Source organism: Mesorhizobium sangaii (assembly GCF_014207355.1).
In the GTDB taxonomy this organism is placed as follows: domain Bacteria; phylum Pseudomonadota; class Alphaproteobacteria; order Rhizobiales; family Rhizobiaceae; genus Mesorhizobium; species Mesorhizobium sangaii.
This window is the reverse complement of record NZ_JACHEF010000006.1, coordinates 45,689-64,245: the sequence shown is the minus strand read 5'-3', so window position 1 is coordinate 64,245 and position 18,557 is coordinate 45,689. Positions and strand designations below refer to the sequence as shown.

Annotated in this window: 23 protein-coding genes; 20 read left to right on the top strand and 3 right to left on the bottom strand. The window is 64.2% G+C overall.

Features of this window, described 5'->3' with window-relative positions; translation table 11 throughout:
* Positions 1-28: 28 nt before the first annotated feature.
* From HNQ71_RS25810 to HNQ71_RS25740, 15 genes are all read left to right on the top strand, one after another.
* Positions 29-901 carry a transporter substrate-binding domain-containing protein gene (locus tag HNQ71_RS25810; protein ID WP_184875712.1) on the top strand — a complete coding sequence of 291 codons (873 nt, stop codon included), beginning with the start codon at positions 29-31 and terminating at the stop codon, positions 899-901.
* A 77-nt stretch (positions 902-978) separates the two neighbouring features.
* A complete protein-coding gene (locus HNQ71_RS25805; protein WP_184875710.1) occupies positions 979-1,644 on the top strand; it encodes an amino acid ABC transporter permease in 666 nt (221 codons plus the stop codon).
* A 1-nt stretch (position 1,645) separates the two neighbouring features.
* Positions 1,646-2,296 (top strand): amino acid ABC transporter permease, encoded by a 651-nt coding sequence (locus tag HNQ71_RS25800; protein WP_184875708.1) that lies wholly within the window; start codon positions 1,646-1,648, stop codon positions 2,294-2,296.
* Positions 2,297-2,298: 2 nt separating this feature from the next.
* The gene (locus tag HNQ71_RS25795) at positions 2,299-3,093 is read left to right on the top strand and encodes an amino acid ABC transporter ATP-binding protein (protein WP_184875706.1); all 795 of its coding nucleotides are present in this window, start codon (positions 2,299-2,301) and stop codon (positions 3,091-3,093) included.
* Positions 3,094-3,128: 35 nt separating this feature from the next.
* A complete protein-coding gene (locus HNQ71_RS25790) occupies positions 3,129-3,590 on the top strand; it encodes a RidA family protein (RefSeq protein WP_095089405.1) in 462 nt (153 codons plus the stop codon).
* A gap of 23 nt (positions 3,591-3,613) precedes the next feature.
* Entirely contained in the window at positions 3,614-4,819 is a 1,206-nt protein-coding gene (locus HNQ71_RS25785) for an aminotransferase class V-fold PLP-dependent enzyme (RefSeq protein WP_184875704.1), read from the top strand.
* A 148-nt stretch (positions 4,820-4,967) separates the two neighbouring features.
* A complete protein-coding gene (locus tag HNQ71_RS25780; protein ID WP_184875702.1) occupies positions 4,968-5,921 on the top strand; it encodes a metallophosphoesterase family protein in 954 nt (317 codons plus the stop codon).
* 25 nt (positions 5,922-5,946) lie between these two features.
* Positions 5,947-6,291, top strand: a complete 345-nt coding sequence (locus HNQ71_RS25775) for a cupredoxin domain-containing protein (protein ID WP_246462135.1) — start codon at positions 5,947-5,949, stop codon at positions 6,289-6,291.
* A 43-nt stretch (positions 6,292-6,334) separates the two neighbouring features.
* Complete coding sequence (locus HNQ71_RS25770) at positions 6,335-6,877, top strand: sigma-70 family RNA polymerase sigma factor (protein WP_343068246.1); 543 nt, start codon at positions 6,335-6,337, stop codon at positions 6,875-6,877.
* Positions 6,874-7,785: an anti-sigma factor family protein gene (locus tag HNQ71_RS25765; RefSeq protein ID WP_184875700.1), complete on the top strand. Its 912-nt coding sequence runs from the start codon at positions 6,874-6,876 to the stop codon at positions 7,783-7,785. Before HNQ71_RS25770 ends, HNQ71_RS25765 begins: the two co-directional genes overlap by 4 nt.
* A 172-nt stretch (positions 7,786-7,957) precedes the next feature.
* Positions 7,958-8,947, top strand: a complete 990-nt coding sequence (locus tag HNQ71_RS25760) for a sugar phosphate isomerase/epimerase family protein (protein WP_184875698.1) — start codon at positions 7,958-7,960, stop codon at positions 8,945-8,947.
* 13 nt (positions 8,948-8,960) lie between these two features.
* Complete coding sequence (locus tag HNQ71_RS25755; RefSeq protein WP_184875696.1) at positions 8,961-9,836, top strand: MurR/RpiR family transcriptional regulator; 876 nt, start codon at positions 8,961-8,963, stop codon at positions 9,834-9,836.
* Complete coding sequence (locus HNQ71_RS25750) at positions 9,833-10,729, top strand: ribokinase (RefSeq protein ID WP_184875694.1); 897 nt, start codon at positions 9,833-9,835, stop codon at positions 10,727-10,729. The genes HNQ71_RS25755 and HNQ71_RS25750 overlap by 4 nt, the downstream gene beginning before the upstream one ends.
* A gap of 117 nt (positions 10,730-10,846) precedes the next feature.
* Positions 10,847-11,344, top strand: a complete 498-nt coding sequence (gene purE, locus HNQ71_RS25745) for a 5-(carboxyamino)imidazole ribonucleotide mutase (protein ID WP_184875692.1) — start codon at positions 10,847-10,849, stop codon at positions 11,342-11,344.
* On the top strand, positions 11,341-12,417 hold the full coding sequence (locus tag HNQ71_RS25740; protein WP_184875691.1) for a 5-(carboxyamino)imidazole ribonucleotide synthase: 1,077 nt from the start codon (positions 11,341-11,343) through the stop codon (positions 12,415-12,417). The genes purE and HNQ71_RS25740 overlap by 4 nt, the downstream gene beginning before the upstream one ends.
* 15 nt (positions 12,418-12,432) lie before the next feature.
* On the opposite strand, the gene HNQ71_RS25735 is transcribed toward HNQ71_RS25740, so the two are convergent.
* Positions 12,433-12,846, bottom strand: a complete 414-nt coding sequence (locus tag HNQ71_RS25735; protein ID WP_184876337.1) for a lysozyme inhibitor LprI family protein — start codon at positions 12,844-12,846, stop codon at positions 12,433-12,435.
* A 229-nt stretch (positions 12,847-13,075) separates the two neighbouring features.
* On the opposite strand from HNQ71_RS25735, the gene ykgO reads away from it, so the two are divergent.
* The 3 genes from ykgO (at position 13,076) to HNQ71_RS25720 (ending at position 15,114) form a co-directional block, all read left to right on the top strand.
* Positions 13,076-13,201, top strand: coding sequence for a type B 50S ribosomal protein L36 (ykgO, locus tag HNQ71_RS25730; protein WP_006327841.1), 126 nt, complete (start codon positions 13,076-13,078; stop codon positions 13,199-13,201).
* 112 nt (positions 13,202-13,313) lie between these two features.
* Complete coding sequence (locus HNQ71_RS25725; protein WP_184875689.1) at positions 13,314-13,919, top strand: tetratricopeptide repeat protein; 606 nt, start codon at positions 13,314-13,316, stop codon at positions 13,917-13,919.
* Between the two features lie 127 nt (positions 13,920-14,046).
* A complete protein-coding gene (locus HNQ71_RS25720) occupies positions 14,047-15,114 on the top strand; it encodes an alpha/beta fold hydrolase (protein WP_184875687.1) in 1,068 nt (355 codons plus the stop codon).
* Positions 15,115-15,142: 28 nt separating this feature from the next.
* Here the strand turns inward: HNQ71_RS25720 and pyk are convergent, their stop codons facing one another.
* Together pyk and HNQ71_RS25710 are read right to left on the bottom strand one after the other, a co-directional pair.
* Positions 15,143-16,579, bottom strand: a complete 1,437-nt coding sequence (gene pyk / locus HNQ71_RS25715; protein WP_184875685.1) for a pyruvate kinase — start codon at positions 16,577-16,579, stop codon at positions 15,143-15,145.
* Positions 16,576-17,022, bottom strand: a complete 447-nt coding sequence (locus HNQ71_RS25710; RefSeq protein ID WP_246462134.1) for a DUF1036 domain-containing protein — start codon at positions 17,020-17,022, stop codon at positions 16,576-16,578. Before HNQ71_RS25710 ends, pyk begins: the two co-directional genes overlap by 4 nt.
* A 287-nt stretch (positions 17,023-17,309) precedes the next feature.
* Here HNQ71_RS25710 and HNQ71_RS25705 point away from each other — a divergent pair, with 287 nt between their 5' ends.
* Positions 17,310-18,107 carry an N-formylglutamate amidohydrolase gene (locus tag HNQ71_RS25705; RefSeq protein WP_184875681.1) on the top strand — a complete coding sequence of 266 codons (798 nt, stop codon included), beginning with the start codon at positions 17,310-17,312 and terminating at the stop codon, positions 18,105-18,107.
* 18 nt (positions 18,108-18,125) lie between these two features.
* Positions 18,126-18,434 (top strand): DUF1244 domain-containing protein, encoded by a 309-nt coding sequence (locus HNQ71_RS25700; RefSeq protein ID WP_095089427.1) that lies wholly within the window; start codon positions 18,126-18,128, stop codon positions 18,432-18,434.
* The last annotated feature ends 123 nt before the right edge of the window (positions 18,435-18,557 follow it).

Sequence of the window (18,557 nt, the reverse complement as noted above, 5' to 3'; positions counted from 1 at the left end):
GGGGAACACAACACGAAAGGAGGTCGCCGTGAACGACACATCCGGAAGACGTGATTTTCTGAAATTGGGAATGGCGGGACTGGCCACGGCTGGCGTGCTGGCAACCGTCGATGCCCAGAAGGCCGCTGCCCAGGCAGCATCCGACAGCCTGCTGCGCACCGTGCTCGACCGCGGCAAGCTGATTGTCGGCACCGGCAGCACCAATGCGCCCTGGCACTTCGAGAACGATGCCGGCGAACTAGTGGGCATGGACATCACCATGGGACGCATCCTGGCCAAGGGCCTTTTCGACGATCCGACCAAGGTCGAGTTCGTCATGCAGGACCCGGCCCAGCGCATTCCGAACGTGACCACCAACAAGGTCGACATCACCATCCAGTTCATGACGATGAGCGCCCAGCGTTCGCAGCTCATCAATTTTTCCCGGCCCTACTATGTCGAAGGCGTCGCTCTGCTGACCCTTCCCACCGCCGAGAACAAGACCTTCGACAAATTGCTTGCCGCCGGTTCGGCGACACGCGTCTCGATCCTGCAGAACGTCGATGCCGAAGCATCGGTGCACATAGCCCTGCCGCAGTCGCAGGTGATGCAGATCGACACCCAGGCCAACGTGTTGCAGGCCCTGGAAGCCAAGCGTGTCGACGCTGCCGCGGTGGATCTTTCGACCGTGCGTTGGCTTGCCTCGCGCAATCCGGACAAATACTTCGACGCCGGCAAGAGCTGGTTCTCGATGCTGTACGGTGCGGCACTCCGGCAAGGCGATCTCGACTGGCTGACTTTCGTCAATCAGACCTTCACCATCGCAATGTTCGGTCACGAAACGGCGCTCTACGACGCGGCGTTCAAGGATTACTTCGGACAGGAGCCGCCGGCTCGCCATCCCGGCTTTCCGGTCATCTGATCCAGTTGGCGGAAGGGCGGCATTCAGCGCCCTTCCGCCAGCTTCTCCTCGACGGCCCTTCGCACTGAGGCTGACGCATGGGCTATGCCCTCAATTTCAACCTGATCTGGCGGCATTTCGACAAGCTGTGGGGCGGACTGCTGCTCAGCCTGGAACTCGCCGTCATCTCAATTGCCATCGGCATCGTCATCGGCCTGGTTCTGGCGGTCTGGTACGTCTCGGCCGGGCGCGTGGTGCGCACCATCATCGCTGCCTACGTCGAATTCATCCGCAATGTGCCGCTGATCTTGCTCGTCTATCTGGTGTTCTACGGCCTGCCGACGGTGGTCGATCTCGCTTACAGCGCCCCGACCTCGTTCATCCTGACGCTATCGGTCTATAGCGGCGCCTATCTGGTCGAGGTGTTCCGTTCCGGGCTCGAAGCCGTCCCGCGCGGCCAACTCGACGCCGGCAAGGCGATTGGCCTGACGCCATGGCAGCGGCTGATTCATGTGCGCCTGCCGACCATGCTGCGCATCACCTTGCCAGCTCTGTCCAACACCTTCATCTCGCTGTTCAAGGACACCTCGATCGCCTCGGTCATTTCGGTGCCGGAGCTCACCTACGGCGCCCAGTGGATCAATTTCAACACCTTCCGTATCGTCGAGGTCTACCTGGTCACGACGGCGATGTATCTTTTGACCGGCTATGCGCTGCTTTTCGGGTTGCGGCTCGTCGAGCGCCGATTCAGGGCGGCGCGCTGACATGCTCACCCAGATCGCCTATGCCTTGCCTTTCCTCGCCCAGGGCTTCGCCTTGACCTTGTGGGTGTCGCTGCTGGTCGTGGTCCTGTCGCTCATCGCCGGCGTCCTGCTCGGCGTCGGCCTGGTTTATGGTCCCGTGCCGCTGCGCTGGGCGGTGCGCATCTTCAGCGACACGATCCGCGGCATTCCAATCCTGGTGCTGATGTTCTTCGTCTATTACGGCGTGCCCGCGATCGGGCTTCATCTGCCGTCGTTCTGGGCCGCCGTGCTTGCGCTCACTCTGTTCAAGACGGCGCAGGTCATCGAGTATCTCAGGGGCGCGGTCGGCTCGATCCCGAAAGGGCAGTCGGAAGCAGCGATGGCGATCGGGCTGACCTTTCGCCAGCGCTTGGCTTACGTCATTTTCCCGCAGGCATTCCGGCGCTTCCTGCCACCCTGGATCAACGGCGTCACCGATGCGGTCAAGGGCAGCGCTCTGGTGTCGCTGCTCGGCATTACCGACCTGATGCAGGCCATCAACCAGGTCATCGGCCGCACTTACGAGGCCATGCCGCTCTATATTCTCGGTGCGCTCATCTACTTCGCGGTCAACTATGCCCTTTCGCTCGCCAGCCGGCGGCTCGAGCGGCGTTTCTCCTTCATCCGGGAATAGCAATGTCCACAAGTTCGAACGACACCCGGGCCCTTCTCGACGTCCGCGACGTTTCCAAATCCTTTGGCGTCGTCCAGGTCCTGCGCTCGGTCAGCTTGCAGGTGACGCGCGGCGAGGTAGTGACGGTCATCGGCCCCTCGGGCAGCGGCAAGACCACGCTGCTGCGTTGCGTCAACTTCCTGGAAAGCTACGACAGCGGCTCGATCCGCATCGACGGCAAGGAGGTCGGCTTTCGCGACCCGGGAACCCGTCAGCGCCGCAGCGAACGCGATCTCGCCGCGATGCGCGCCGAAACCGGGATGGTGTTCCAGAGCTTCAACCTGTTTCCGCACCTGACGGCGGCCGGCAACATCATGCTCGGGCTGCGCAAGGTGCGTGGAAAAAGCGAAGCCGAGGCGCGCTCGATCGCCGAGCACTGGCTCGGCCGCGTCGGCCTCGCCCACAAGGCCGACAGCCTCCCCGCCGAACTGTCGGGCGGCCAGCAGCAGCGCGTCGGCATTGCGCGCGCCGTGGCTATGGAGCCGAAGATCCTGCTGCTTGACGAGATCACCTCGGCGCTCGATCCCGAACTCGTCGGCGAAGTGTTGGCCGTCGTGCGCAGCCTCGCCGAGGACGGCATGACGATGCTGATGGTGACACATGAGATGGCCTTCGCGCGCGATGCTTCGAGCCGCATCGTGTTCATGGCCGATGGCGGCGTCAGCGCCGTCGGCCCGCCGAAGGAGATTCTCGCGGCTGAGACCACCAACGAGCGCCTCCGCACTTTCCTGGCGCGCTTCCGCGCCTCGCATTTCTGACACTGGACAGCGAAAGCTGTCGCAAGGAGCAATTGATGACGCCCTACATCCGGCTCGCCGAACTCGGCTTGACGCTGCCCGAGCCGCCGACCCCGATCGCCAACTTCGTCACCCACGCCGAAAGTGGGCGGTTGATTTTCCTGTCCGGTCAGGGACCACTGCGGGCCGACGGCACGCTGTTCACCGGCAAGGTGGGAGACGATGTCACCGTCGAGGAGGCCTATCAGCATGCCCGCCTCACCGGCCTCAATCTACTCGCCGTCATGCACGCAGCCGCCGGCGACCTCGGTCGCATCGTGCGCATCGTCAAGCTGCTCGGCTTCGTCAACGCGATACCGACCTTCAGCGATCACCCAAAGGTGGTCAACGGCTGTTCCGACCTGTTCGCCGATGTCTTCGACAATATCGGCGGTCATGCCCGCTCGGCGATCGGGGTCGGCTCCTTGCCGGGAAATATCACCGTCGAAATCGAGGCGGTCGTCGAGATCGCAGCCTGACTTTTAGAAATGGAATCCGAGAGATGAACACCTATTCCGCCGACGGCTCCAACACCACCATCCGCGAACGGCTCGGCCTTCGCCCGATCATCAATGTCTCAGGCACGATGACCGCGCTCGGCGCATCAATCATCGTCCCGGAAGCGATCAGCGCCATGGCTGAAATGGCTTCGCAATGGGTGGAGATGGACGATCTGCAGCGCGCCGCAAGCACGGTCGTTGCCCGCCTCACCGGCGGCGAGGCCGGTTTCATCACCGCTTGCTGCGCCAGCGGCATCACCATGGCGATCGCCGGCGCGATGACTGGAACCAACCTGCTCGCCATCGAGCGCCTGCCGGACGACACCGAGGGTCTCAAGTCTGAAGTCATCGTCCAGCTCGGTCACATCGTCAACTACGGCGCGCCGATCGACCAGTCGATCCGGCTGGCTGGAGCGAGGACCATTCCCGCCGGTACGGTCTCCGTGACCCAGGACTATCATGTGCGAGATGCGATCCGCGACCGCACGGCGGCGGGTCTCTATGTTGTCGCGCACCACACCGTGCAGTACGGCATGCTGTCGCTGGAGGAATTCTGCGAAATCTGCCACGCCAAGGGCGTCCCGGTGATTGTCGACGCCGCTTCCGAATATGACCTGCGCGGCTTCCTGGAGCGCGGCGCCGATATCGTCATCTACAGCGGACACAAATTCCTCAGCGGACCGACCAGCGGCATCGTCACCGGGCGCAAGGACCTGGTGCGCGCCGCCTATCTGCAGAACCGCGGCGTCGCACGCGCCATGAAGGTCGGCAAGGAGAGCATCGCCGGCACCATGGCGGCACTGGAAGCCTGGGAAAAGCGTGACCATGCCGGCATCCGTCGGCGCGAAGAGGCAGCCCTCAACCTATGGAAAGACACGTTGCAGGGACTGCCTGGCATCGTCGCGCAGATTATCCCCGATCCGACCGCCAATCCGCTCGACCGGCTGCAGATCTTCGTTTCGGCCGAGAGCCGGTTCACTGCCGCCGGCCTCGCCTCGGCCCTGGCCGCGGGCTCGCCGCCAATCATCGTGCGCAACCACGAGGTGGAGCGCGGGCATTTCTTCCTGGACCCGTGCAATCTGCATCCCGGCGAAGCGGAGATCGTCGCCGAACGGCTGCGAGCCGTATTGACCGCGGGCGACCGGCCCGTCGACGCCATGAAGCCAGCCCGTAAGGATTCGTCGGGCTCATTGCGCTGGCCGGACTAGATTGAGAGCGGGCGTCTCTCGCAGGCTGGTGTCATCAGAACGCGCCATCACGAAGCCGTGAACGGCTGAACCCGCAGCAGCCGGGAATAAACCGCCGCCATCCCGGGTCTCCTCAGCATACGCCACTCCTGGCGTTGAGGAGACCGACATGACCCATCACCACAATGACGAAAGCGGACGCGACGGCATCAGCCGCCGCCATGCACTGGAATGCATGATTTGGGCCGGCACCGGCGTGCTGTGGACAATTTCAGGCGGCGTGCCGGTGTCGCTCAATCTGCTTGGCGCCGCGCAGGCCGCCGAAGCCATGGCCACCGGCTTCACCTTCCTGCAGATATCCGACAGCCATATCGGCTTCGACAAGGCCGCCAATCCGCATGCCATCGACACGCTGAAGGAGGCGATGGGCAAGATCCAGGCGCTGCCGCAAAAGCCCGCCTTCATGATCCACACCGGCGACATCACCCATCTTTCCAAGCCGGCACAGTTTGACAATGCGGCTGAGATCATCGGCGGTGCCGGCTTCGACGTGCATTACGTGCCGGGCGAACACGATCTGATCGATGACGGCAACGGCAAGGCCTATCTCGACCGTTACGGCAAGGGCACCAAGGGGGCCGGCTGGTACTCTTTCGACCAGAACGGCGTGCATTTCGTGGCGCTGGTCAATGTCGTCAACCTCAAGGCCGGCGGGCTCGGCAATCTCGGCGCCGAGCAGCTGGCATGGCTGGCCGACGATCTGAAGGCGGTCAGCGCCTCGACGCCGATCGTCGTCTTCGCCCATATCCCGTTGTGGGCCGTCTATCCCGAATGGGGCTGGGGCACCGACGACGCGGCACAGGCGCTCGGTCTGCTCAAGCGCTTCGGCTCGGTCACCGTGCTCAACGGCCACATCCACCAGATCATGCAGAAGGTGGAAGGCAACGTCACCTTCCACACCGCGCGCTCGACCGCCTTCCCTCAGCCGGCGCCGGGCACCGCCGCCTCGCCCGGACCGATGACCGTGCCGGCCGGCCAGCTGCGCGGCCTGCTCGGCACCAGCAGTGTCACCGTGAAGCAAGGCGGACAGGACCTCGCCATCATCGACTCGACGCTGGCTTGAGCCTGAGCCGCGAAAGGAAATCACCATGATCTGCATACGCCTTCCGGCCCGGCACATGGCCGCGATCCTCGCGGCCTTCAGCTTGACGACGGCGACCTGTCAGCCGCTGCGCGCGGCCGATGCGCCGATGGTCAAAATCGAGAATTTCGCCTTCACCCCACCTGTGCTGACCGTCAAGCCCGGCACCACCGTGACCTTCAGAAACGACGACGACATCCCGCATCTGGTCGTCGCCAATGATTCCTCCTTCCGCTCCAAGGCGCTTGACACCGGTGACACATATGAATTCACCTTCACCAAAGCAGGCGACTTTGCCTATTTCTGCGGGCTCCACCCGCATATGCAGGGCAAGATCACCGTCGCGCCCTGAGGGCGCATGGCAGAACCTGCCCGGAGTGCCGGATCATGCTGCGGTGTTAAGCGAGAAGGCCCTGGCCGAGCGCTTCGGTGAGGTGGTGCTGCCCCATCTCGGCGATGCGCTTGCGCTCGCCCGCTGGCTGACCGGCAATGCCGCCGATGCCGAGGACGTGGTGCAAGAGGCCTGCGTGAAAGCGCATGCCGGCATCGCCGGCTATGCCGGTGGCAACGCCCGCGCCTGGCTGCTCACCATCGTGCGCAACACCGCCTACACCTGGATGTCGCGCAACCGGCCGCGCGGCATGCTGGCCGTCGGTGACCTCGGCGATCTCGACGAGATGGCAGCGGCGCATGGCACCAGCCAGCCGGACGAAGACGGTCCGGAAGCGAGCCTGATCGCAAGGGCCGATACGGCGGCACTGGAGGCGGCGATCGTGGCGCTGCCGCAGCCGTTTCGCGAGACGCTGGTGCTGCGCGACATCAACGGCCTCAGCTATCGCGAGATAGCGGCGATGCTCAGCGTCCCAATGGGCACCGTGATGTCGCGGCTGGCCCGTGCCCGCGGCCTGCTTGTGTCTGAACTGGGGAGAGCGCCATGACCAACCATGACGACGGACTGCCCAACGATCCCGAAGGTATCAGGCTGATGATCCATGCTCTCGTTGATGGCGAGCTCGACGCGGCCGCGGCACTGGCGGTCGAGCGGCGCATCGCCGCCGACCCGCAGCTTGCCGCCGAACACGCCCGCATCGTCGCCTTGCAGGCGGCAGTTAACCGCTTGCCGCGCCCCGATGTCAGCGATGCCTTTCAGGCCCGCATCGCGGCAATCGGCATGGCGGCCACGGCACAACAGGCACAAGACAAGCCGGCGGAGCCGCGGCAGGGCACGCCGCCGGCGCAACCGGGGTTGATTGCCCCAATCGGGGGAAGCGCGAGGCGAAACGCCGAAACACGTCCGTCGCAGGCGCGGGTCCTGCCAAGAACGCGCCGCTTCGGCTCGTTCGACTGGCGCGCTCTTGCCGCGTCGATCGTGGTCAGCGCGGTGCTGGCCAGCGGGGTGACGCAATGGGTGATGGTCAACAGCGCGTCCGACAGCTTTGCCGCGGCGGTCGCCAGCGGCCATCGGCGCAGCCTGCTTGCGGCGAGCCCCATCGACATCGTCTCGTCCGACCGCCACACGGTGAAGCCGTGGCTAGATGCTCGGATCGGCGTATCGCCGCCGGCGCCGGACCTCGCACAGGATGGCTATGCACTGATCGGTGGCCGGGTCGAGGTGATCGCCGACCGGCCGGTGCCGGCGCTGGTCTACCGCCACCGAGAGCATCTGATCACATTGGTCGCCGAACCGCAGCAGGGCGGCGGAACCACAGCACCTGACGATCTCTCGTCAGGCGGCTTCTCGCTGGTGCACTGGAGCGACGGCGCCTTCTCCTATTGGGCGATCTCCGACATGGAGCGGCCCGAACTCGACGACTTCGTCGCCCACTTCCGCAAGGCGGCGGTGTGAGGACAGCCCCTGTCCACTGAAACCACGCCTGACACGCTCTCCGCCCTATGGTGCCAGCGCATTGCGCGGCGGACTAGATTGCTGCTCGGCCAATTCTCGCAGGCCCTCAAAAAAACAATAACTTTACAAATATTTGTGTCTATGTGAAGTTATGAACGTTGAAGGGTCGATCATGACAGCCAATCGTTTCGCCACGCGCCTGAATTCCTTTGCCTCGCGGCCACAGGCCGAATGGCCTCACCTCACCGGCAAACCGTCGCTCATGCAGATGGCCGCGCGTGCCGCCAAGGTTGCCGGGTTGACCGACCTCGATTTGAATTTCCCCGACCATGTCAGCGAGAGGCCGGCTGGAATCGCGCGGAACCTTGGCAACCTTGGCCTTTCCATCAATGGCTTCGCCATGCGCTATTACTCCAACCCGGCCTTCAAGCTCGGCGCGTTCACCAATCCGGATCCGGCGGTACGCCGTGAAGCCATCGACCTGACCAAGGTCGGCATCGACGCCGCGCGCGAGGCCGGCGCCAATCTAATGACGCTGTGGCTCGGACAGGACGGATTCGATTACGCCTTCCAGGCCGACTATGCGACGCTCTGGCAGCACGAAATCGACGGTATTCGTGAAGTTACGGCGCATGACCCCGGCTGCCAGATCAGCCTCGAGTACAAGCCCAACGAGCCGCGCTCATACAGCCTTATGCCGGACGCTGCGACAACCTTGTTGGCGATCCGCGATGTCGGCCTGCCCAATCTCGGCGTCACGCTCGATTTCGCCCATGTGCTCTATGCAGACGAGCAGCCGGCCTTCGCCGCCGCCCTGGTGGCACGCCACAGCAAGCTGCTCGGCGTACATCTCAATGACGGCTACGCAAAACGCGACGACGGCCTGATGGTCGGCGCCGTGCATACGCTGCAGACCATCGAACTGCTCCAGCAGATCCGCAGGGACGGCTACGCCGGCGCCATCTATTTCGATACCTTCCCCGACATGACAGGTCTCGATCCGGTGCATGAGTGCGAGGTCAATATTGCCACCGTCAAGCGCATGCTGCGGGTCGTCGACCGGATCGACCAGGATAACCGGCTGTCGGCCGCCATCGGGCGCCAGGACGCCGTGACGTCGCAGGCCATCATCCAGGAAATCATGCTCGGGCCTGACTTATGACGAGGGGGCTTGGATGACCTTGAGCGGGCTGGACCTGAAGGCGGTGGGACCGCGCATCCGCATGATGATGCCGCATCTCACACCGCTGGAGGCGAAGGTGGTGGAAACGGTCTTTGGCCGGCGCGGCTTCGACGAGAGCATTCCGCTGAAGCAGATCGCCGAAGAATCCGGCGTGTCGGAAGCGATGGTCGTCAAGATCGCCAAGAAGCTCGGCTTCTCCGGCTATCGCGACTTCCGTACCGCCGTCTATGAATACAGCCGGCTGCCTACCGCCGAGATGCACCAGGAACTGTCGTCGGACGACAGTTCGGCCGAGATCGTGCAGAAGGTGTTCCGCACCTCCATCCAGGCGCTGGAGGAGACGCTGGCCATCCTCGATATCGAGGATTTCGACCGCGCCGCCGACCTACTGTACCGCGCCGGGACTCGTGACTTCTACGGCGTCGGCGGTTCGGCGCAGATCGCGCGCGACGTCTCGCACAAATTCCTGCGCATCGGCATCCGCACGAATGTCTTTGACGATTCGCACATGATGCTGATGTCCGCCTCGCTGCTCGGCCCAGACGACATCGCCGTCGGCTTCTCGCACTCCGGCAATACTTCGGCTGTCATCGACGCCATCCAGCTTGCCCGCAAGAGCGGTGCACGCACGCTTGCCATCACCAACTACAACAATTCGCCTTTGGCCCAGGTCGCCGACGTTGTGCTGTGCTCCACCGCGCAGGGCTCGCCGCTTATGGGGGAGAACGCGGCGGCGCGCATCGCTCAGCTCAATATCCTCGACGCGTTGTTCGTGGCGGTGGCGCAGCGCGACTACCAGGCGGCGGAACACAATCTCGGCCGCACCATGTCGGCGGTGGCATCGAAGCGAAAAGACCGCGGCTCATGACTCTGCCGACAACGCCGCTGGTCACCGTGTTCGGCAGCCTGCACTATGACATCATGGTCGATGCCCCCGACCGCCCGCGCAAGGGCGAGACGGTGACCGGCCATGCCTGGCACCCGAAATGCGGCGGCAAGGGCGGCAACCAGGCGGTCTCGGTGGCAAGGGCCGGTATGCGCGCGGCGATGATCGGCGCCGTCGGCGATGATGATTTCGGCACCGCGCTACTGGCCAATCTCGATCGTGCCTGCGTCGACCGTCGCTTCGTTCGGGTGGCGCCGGGCGCCGGCTCCGGCATGAGCGTGGCCATCTTCGACGAAAGCGGCGACTACGGCGCGGTGATCGTTTCGGGCAGCAATCTCACGGTCGGCGACAGGGACATCGCGGCCGCCTCCGAGGTGGTGGCACAAACGTCCGTGCTGCTTTTGCAGAACGAGGTGCCGGAAGCCGCCAACATTGCCACCGCACGCGCGGTGAAGAGACATGGCGGCCGCGTCCTGCTCAATGCCGCCCCCGCGCGCGAACTCTCCAGCGAACTGAGCGCCCTCGTCGACGTCCTGGTGGTCAACGCCATCGAGGCGGAATTCCTGACCGGCCTGGCGGCGGTCGAAACACTGGAAGGGGCCGCGCAAGCCGCGCGACTTCTGGTCGATCTCTGCCCAACCGCAATCGTCACGGCGGGCGGCGAAGGCGTCGCTAGTTGCGACCGGAGCGGTGCGACCTTCTCGTTGCCGGCCATCCCGGTCAAGGTCGTCAGCACGCATGGCGCGGGCGATGAGTTCGTTGGTGCGCTGGCCGCGGCACTTGCCCGTGGCGAGGCGATGCGGGCCGCCGTCACCGCGGCCAACGCCGCTTCGGCCCTGCTGGTCTCGACACCGGAGGCCGACCGCGGCATCTGATATCTCGGCTCCAGAGAAGCACTTTTTCGTCTTGCCGAACAACAGCGCCCGCCACGTATCCTTGCGGCACCGCCCGAATTCCGCTAAGGCGCGCCTTTGTCGCCGGGGAGCAAGGACTTGGACGATCAACGTGCCGATGTCGCCATCATCATGGGCAGCCAGTCCGACTGGACGACCATGCGCCATGCGGCTGAAACGCTGGAGGCGCTCGGCATCCCGCACAAGCGGCTGATCGTCTCCGCCCATCGCACACCCGACCGTCTCTATGAATTCGCCAAGGGCGCCAAGGCTGCCGGTTACAAGGTGATCATTGCCGGTGCCGGCGGCGCGGCGCACCTGCCCGGCATGACCGCTGCGATGACACCGCTGCCGGTGTTCGGCGTGCCGGTGGAATCGAAAGCCCTCTCGGGGCAGGATTCGCTGCTCTCCATCGTCCAGATGCCGGCCGGCATTCCCGTCGGAACGCTGGCCATCGGCAAGGCCGGCGCGGCTAACGCGGCACTTCTGGCGGCCGCCGTGCTAGCGCTCTACGACGACTCGCTTGCCACGCGGCTGGATGCCTGGCGCGCCGCGCAGACCGCCAAGGTCGCGGCCGAACCGACGGATGCGCCGTGAGCCTGCCCACCGGATCGACCATCGGCATCATTGGCGGCGGCCAGCTCGGCCGCATGCTGGCAATGGCCGCCGCTCGCCTTGGCTACCGCACGGTTGTCCTGGAGCCGCAAGCGGATTGCCCGGCAGCCCAACTTGCCAACCGGCAGATAACGGCGGCCTATGACGACCCGGCCGCTCTTGCCGAACTGGCTGCGGCAAGCTCTGTCATCACCTACGAGTTCGAGAACGTGCCGGTCGCGGCCGCCAGCGCACTGGCCGCCAAGGTTCCGGTCTATCCGCCGGCGCGCGCCCTTGAAGTGGCGCAGGACCGGGTGAGCGAGAAGACATTCCTCAATCGCATTGGCATTGCCACTGCGGATTTCCGCCCGGTCGACAATGACAGCGAACTGACGGCGGCGCTGAAAGGGTTCGGCGGCAGCGGCATCCTGAAGACGCGGCGCATGGGCTATGACGGCAAGGGCCAGCGCGTCTTCCGCAATATGGAAGCCGGCGGTTTCGCCGGCACCTGTGAGGCGATGGGCAATGTACCACTGATCCTGGAGAGCTTCGTGCCGTTCGAGCGCGAGATTTCGGTGATCGCGGCGCGTGGGCTGGACGGCGCCGTCGCCGCCTATGATCCGGCCGAAAATGTCCACCGCAACGGCATTCTCCACACATCGACCTTGCCGGCCGCCATCAAGCCCGAGACGGCCGCCGCGGCACAGGCTGCAGCTTCGAAGATATTGTCGGCGCTCGACTATGTCGGCGTCATCGGCGTCGAGTTCTTTGAGCTGGCCGACGGTTCGCTGCTGGCCAACGAGATCGCGCCGCGCGTGCACAATTCCGGCCATTGGACGGAAGCGGCCTGCATCGTCTCGCAGTTCGAGCAGCACATCCGCGCCGTCGCCGGCCTGCCGCTCGGAGACCCGAAACGCCATTTTGACTGCGTGATGGAAAACCTGATCGGTGACGATGTGCTGCGCGTCGCCGACTTGCTCGGCGAGCCCGACCTGATGCTGCATCTCTATGGCAAGGCCGAGGCCCGGCCCGGCCGCAAGATGGGCCATTTCACGCGGGTCAGCCTTCGCGCCTGACTTCACAACGCGCTTTTATTGCACGTCGTCCTCGTCAGAACTGGCGCAACTCGCGTCACCTTCCTCGCAATTGGCCGCGGCAGCGAGCTGCTTGGTGCGGTCGTTGGTCAGCCTGGTCAGGCATTGCGAAACTTCCATCGAATGGATCGAGCCGCCCTCGCTGGCCGCGGTGGAGTGAGCGCATTCGGCATCGCGGAAGGCGATCCAGGCGCGTTGCGCCGCCTGCAGCAATTTCCTGCTGTCGGCATCGTCCGAGTTGATGAGGTCCTGGTAGGTCTTGTTGAGCCTGGCGTCGGCGGCCTGGTAGTCCTCTCCGGCACAGATGTTCATCATCTGCTGGCTGTCGTCGCTGCGGTCGCAATCCTGCGCCCGGGCAGCCGAAGCTCCCGCCAGCAAGACAAGGCAGGCGGACAGGAAAGTTCGGCGCATATTCATCCCCAAATCACTAAACGGCGGCCGCATCATCCCAGCCGGCCGGAGGGCGCGCAATGCCGCCAGGCCGACATGGCGGATATTTGATGATATGGCGAGGTAGAGCACGCTTGCGGTTGACACGGACAAGGCTCCTCGTTTATGAGCCACCCACAGTTCAAAGGCGCGTCTTCTGGCGCGCCTTAAAATTTCGACCCGGACCGGGTCCACACCGACAGGCAAGACCATGAAGATCAAGAATTCGCTCAAGGCGCTGAAGGCGCGTCATCGCGACAACCAGCTGGTTCGCCGCAAGGGCCGCGTCTACATCATCAACAAGACCGCCCCGCGCTACAAGGCACGCCAGGGCTGAGCTTTCGGCCGGAGGCTTCGTGCCTCCGCCAATTGATGCGTGTCGTCGGTCCTCCGACCTTCTCACGGTAAAATCACTTTGATGTTCCGCCGCCCGGGATTAGAGTCGGGCGATGCGGATTCTTTTTGCATTTCTGGCGATCTTCCTTGTTTCCGGTGCCGTCGCCTTGCCGGCCCGGGCGGATGATCAGGCGACTGCGCCGGCGGCCCCGGATGCCCCACCGCCGGTGATGACGAAACAGGCCCATCTCGACCAGCTGTTCAGCGACCTGAAGCGCGAGCGCAACGAAAAGGCTGCCGAGCGCATTGCCGGCAACATCTGGAGCGAGTGGTTCCAATCCGGCAGCGCCTCGATCGACCTGATGATGATGTGGTCGCAAAAGGCCATCGAAGGCCAGAAATTCGATGTCGCGCTCGATTTCCTCGACCAGGTGGTGACCCTGCAGCCGACCTATGCCGAAGGCTGGAACCGGCGCGCCACCGTGCATTTCATGATGAAGAACTACGGTAAGTCGATGTCCGACATCGACCATACGCTGCAGCTCGAGCCGCGCCATTTCGGTGCGCTGTCCGGCCTGGCGCAGATCATGGCGCTGACTGGCCACAAGCAATCGGCGCTCGAGGCCTGGCAGAAGGTGCTGGCCATCTATCCGATGATGCGCAGCGCCCAGGACCAGGTCGCCACACTGTCGGAAGAGCTTGCCGGCGAAGGCATTTGATCAAGGAGTAAGGGAATAGGGGAGTAAGGCAGTAGGGTAGTAGGTGAGCAGTGTGGATTGCCTCGCGGAGCAGATACCCCTACTGCCCTACCCAAAACTAATTCCGCTCCAGCCCGTATTTCCCCGCATGAACCTCATATACGCTGCCCTCGCCTTCCTGATGGCGCTTGTCTTCGGCCTTGTCGGCGTCACCCGCGTCGGCTCATGGCTGATCGAGCGGCGCAATCCGCCGATCGGCGACTTCGCCGACATCAATGGCGCTCGCATCCATTATGTGCATGTTCCGGCGCCTGCGAACGCCACGCTGCCGCCGATCGTCTTCATCCATGGCGCCAGCGCCAATCTCAGGGATCAGATGCTGCCGCTGCGGCCGCTGCTCGAAGGCCGCGCCGAAATGCTGTTCTTCGACCGGCCGGGGTTCGGCTGGTCGGGGCGTGGCCCGGGCAACAACGAAAGCCCGTCGGCCCAGGCCAACACCATCGCCGCGCTGATGGACCGTCTCGGCATGAAGCGAGCTGTCGTCGTCGGCCATTCCTTCGGCGCCGCCGCGACCACCGCGTTTGGCCGCGAGCATGCCGACAAGACGCTTGGGCTGGTCTTTCTCGCGCCGGCGACCCATCCCTGGCCGGGCGGCGCAACCTCCTGGTACTATGATCTGACAACCATTCCGGTGATCGGCTGGCTGTTCTCCGAGACGCTGAGCTATCCCGCGGGAACGCTGCAGATGGCTGATGCCACGACCTGCGTCTTCTCGCCCAACAAGGTGCCGTACAATTATCTCGCCACGGCCTCGATCCCGCTGGTGCTGCGGCCACCGGCCTTTCGCGCCAACGCCACCGACGTCGCCGGGCTCTATCGCTATGCCCTTGGCGCCGCCCCCCACTACGCCGAGATCAAGGCGCCGACCGTGGTCATTTCGGGCGACCGCGACAAGGTCGTCTATGCGGAGATTCACTCGGTCGGCCTCGTCCGCGACATTGCCGGCGCCGAACTGGTCTGGGTGCACAATCTCGGCCATAAGCCGGACTGGATTGCCCCCGACCTGGTCGTCGGCGCCATCGAGAAGGCCGCCGGCAAGGATATCGACCTGCAGGCGATGGCCAGGGACGTGGAAGCGCGCATCGCCGGCGACGCCTACGGCGCCGGCAAATGCGCCGACATCAAGGTGCCGCAGGCCGAACTCGCGCCGACCTGATCACGCTTGCTGGTTCAGACGAACCGATCTACCGGCTGCTTTGCACGTCCGACCCGACATAGGCGATGCGCAGCATGTTGGTCGAACCCGGGGTCCTCAGCGGTACGCCGGCAGTGATGATGACACGATCGCCCGGCTTGCCGAAACCTTCATCGAAGGCGATGCGGCAGGCGCGGTTGACCATGTCGTCGAGGTCGCTGGCATCGGGCGAGACGACGCAATGCGTGCCCCACAGCAGCGACAGCCGCCGCGCCGTGTTGACGATCGGCGAAAGCGCGATGATCGGCACTTGCGGACGCTCGCGGGCGGCGCGCAGGCCGGTGGTGCCGGACGCCGTATAGGTGATGATCGCCGATAGTTTCAGCGTCTCGGCGATTTCGCGGGCGGCCAGCGAAATGGCGTCGGCGCCGGTCGCTTCCGGCTCGGAGCGCTGCGCATTGATGATGCCGGCATAGGTCGGATCGGTTTCGACCTTGGTGGCGATGCGGTCCATCATCGCCACCGCTTCGACCGGATAGGCACCGGCGGCGGATTCCGCCGACAGCATGATGGCGTCGGCGCCTTCGAAGACGGCGATCGAAACATCGGACACCTCGGCGCGGGTCGGCACGGGTGCGGTGATCATCGATTCCAACATCTGCGTTGCTACCACCACCGGCTTGCCGGCGCGGCGCGCGGCGCGCGTGATCTGCTTCTGGATGCCGGGCACCGCCTCGAGCGGCATTTCGACACCGAGATCGCCACGGGCGACCATCAGCGCGTCGGACAATTCGATGATCTCGGCCAGCCGCGCAACGGCCTGCGGCTTTTCGATCTTGGCCATGATCAATGCCCGGCCGCGCGCGATCTTGCGCGCTTCGGCCAGATCCTCCGGCCGCTGCACGAACGACAGCGCGACCCAGTCGACGCCCGTCGACAGCACGGCGTCGAGATCCTTGCGGTCCTTCTCGGTCAGCGCGCCGACCGGCAGGTCGGTATCAGGCAGGCTGACGCCCTTCTTGTCGGAAATCGTGGTGCCGGCAATGACCGTGCAGACGATCGACTTGCCGTCGCTTCTCACCGCCTTCAATTCGAGCTTGCCATCGTCGATCAGCAAGCGATGACCGGCTTCGACAGAGCTCAGGATTTCCGGATGCGGCAGGTAGACCCTGGTTGACGTGCCCGGCTCGGGATTGTTGTCGAGCGTGAAGGTCTGGCCGACAGTCAGCACTTCCTTGCCTTTGGCGAACTTGCCAACGCGCAGCTTCGGGCCTTGCAGGTCGGCCAGAATACCGATCGGCCGGCCGACCGCTTCCTCGACGGTACGGATGCGCCCGACCAGCGTGCGCATCAGCTCGTGATCGGTATGGCTCATATTGATGCGGAACACATCGGCGCCCGCTTCGAACAATTTCTTCAGCATCTCCTCCGACGAGGAGGCCGGACCGATGGTGGCTAGGATCTTGACCTTGCGGCTACGTCTCATTGACTGTTCGTTCCCGGGGCGGCTGGAGCGCCTCCCGTTGCGGGCTCATCGGTCAGCTGGACCATCCAGCTTGCCTGTTCGCCCGTGTCATATTCCTGGAATCCGGCGCGCTGAAAGCCCCGGGCGACGCAATCGGTTACGCCGGCGATCTTGAACTCTTTTTCAGCCACGCACATGTTGATCGGGCCGTCCCAGCGCCCACCGCGTTCGGCGTCTTCTGCATAAAGATAGTAAAACCTTGATGACAGCGGCCCTTCGATCAGCGTCTTGCAGCTCGATCCTTCGATGTGCCACCAGCCCTCGGTGATCCAGCCGGCCTTGGCGCGATAGCCGATGCCGACGCCGACCAGGTTCTGCGTGGCGTTGCAGACACGGAAATCGGCACGCGCCGGCGAGGCCATGACCGTCGCCGACAGGCCCACGGCAAGGATCAGCAGCGGCATGGCAAAGGCAGAGCGCCTGCGCTGCCTGCCGGCGGAACCCATCCGAAAACCCCTCAAGAACCACATCTGCATCTCTCTGCGCCCCTTTTCGGAAAAGTCCGGGCGCATGTCAACGCGCCGTTTTGTCCAATTCCAATCGATTTAGAAAGGCTCCGGCGCACAATTCGCCGACTTCTGCCAGATTTCCCGGGAAACCTTGGCCAAACAACGGCATTGCGCAAGCGTCGTCTTCGTGGAATGACGATAGCACCCTCCCCGGAAGCCAGCGAACAGACCATTTCCCGCCAATGACCCGATCCACAGTTTTCGCGCCTTTCGACATCGTCGAAGGCGACCGCAAGCGAGGCATTGTGCTCCTGGGCGACCATGCCCGCCGCGATCTGCCGGAGGACTATGGCAGCCTCGGCTTGCCGGCGGCGGAGTTCGAGCGTCACATCGCCTATGATATCGGCGTCGAGGCGGTGACGCGCGAACTGGCTGCCTTGCTCGGCGTGCCTGCGGTGCTCGCCAATTTCTCGCGGCTGCTGATCGACCCCAATCGCGGCGAGGATGATCCGACGCTCATTCGCCAGCTCTATGACGGCACCGTTGTGCCCGGAAACTACCCGATTGCCGCGGAGGAGCGCGAAAGGCGGCTCGACCGCTTCTACCGGCCCTATCACGACGCCGTCGGCGCCATGATTGCCTCGGTGGCGCAGGCCTCTGCCCAGACGCCCTTCATCTTCTCGGTGCATTCATTCACCCCGGCCATGCAAGGGATCCAACGTCCCTGGCATGTCGGCATCCTGTGGGACCGGGATGACCGGGTGGCGCGGCCGCTGATCGACATGCTGGCCGCCGACAAGAGCCTCGTGGTTGGCGACAACGAACCCTATGACGGTGCGTTGCGCGGCGACACCATGTACAAGCACGCCATCGTCAACGGCTTCGCCCATGCGCTGATCGAGATCCGCCAGGATCTGATATCGGACCAGGAGGGCGCGATCGCCTGGGCGCAGCGCCTGGCGCCGATCGTTGACGCGATCGACCGCCGTCCCGATATACATGTGGTCAAGCAATTCGGCTCCCGAACCGGGCCGTTGTAGAGCCGCAAGGAGGTTTCGATGACCGAACTCAGTGACGAGCAGAAGCGCGATTTCGAGGCTGCCGCCTTTCGCCGGCTGGTCGAACACCTGCGCGAGCGCAACGACGTGCAGAACATCGACTTGATGAACCTCGCCGGCTTCTGCCGCAACTGCCTGTCGAACTGGTATCGCGAAGCAGCCGAGGCCGAAGGCGTCGGCCTGTCCAAGGACCAGTCGCGCGAGATCGTCTACGGCATGCCCTATGCCGAATGGCAGGCGCTCAACCAGACCGAGGCCTCCGATGCCAAGAAGGCTGAATTCGAGGCGCGGCGGCCCAAGGACCATTAGGTTACTTCCGACACCCCATTTCCAGGGCTAAGTTTGGCCCAAGCGCTTTCTCCGAGAGATTGCTTGACTGGAAATTGAATCGATCTAATTTGCCGCGCGAAGCCATTTTCTGACCGGATTCGC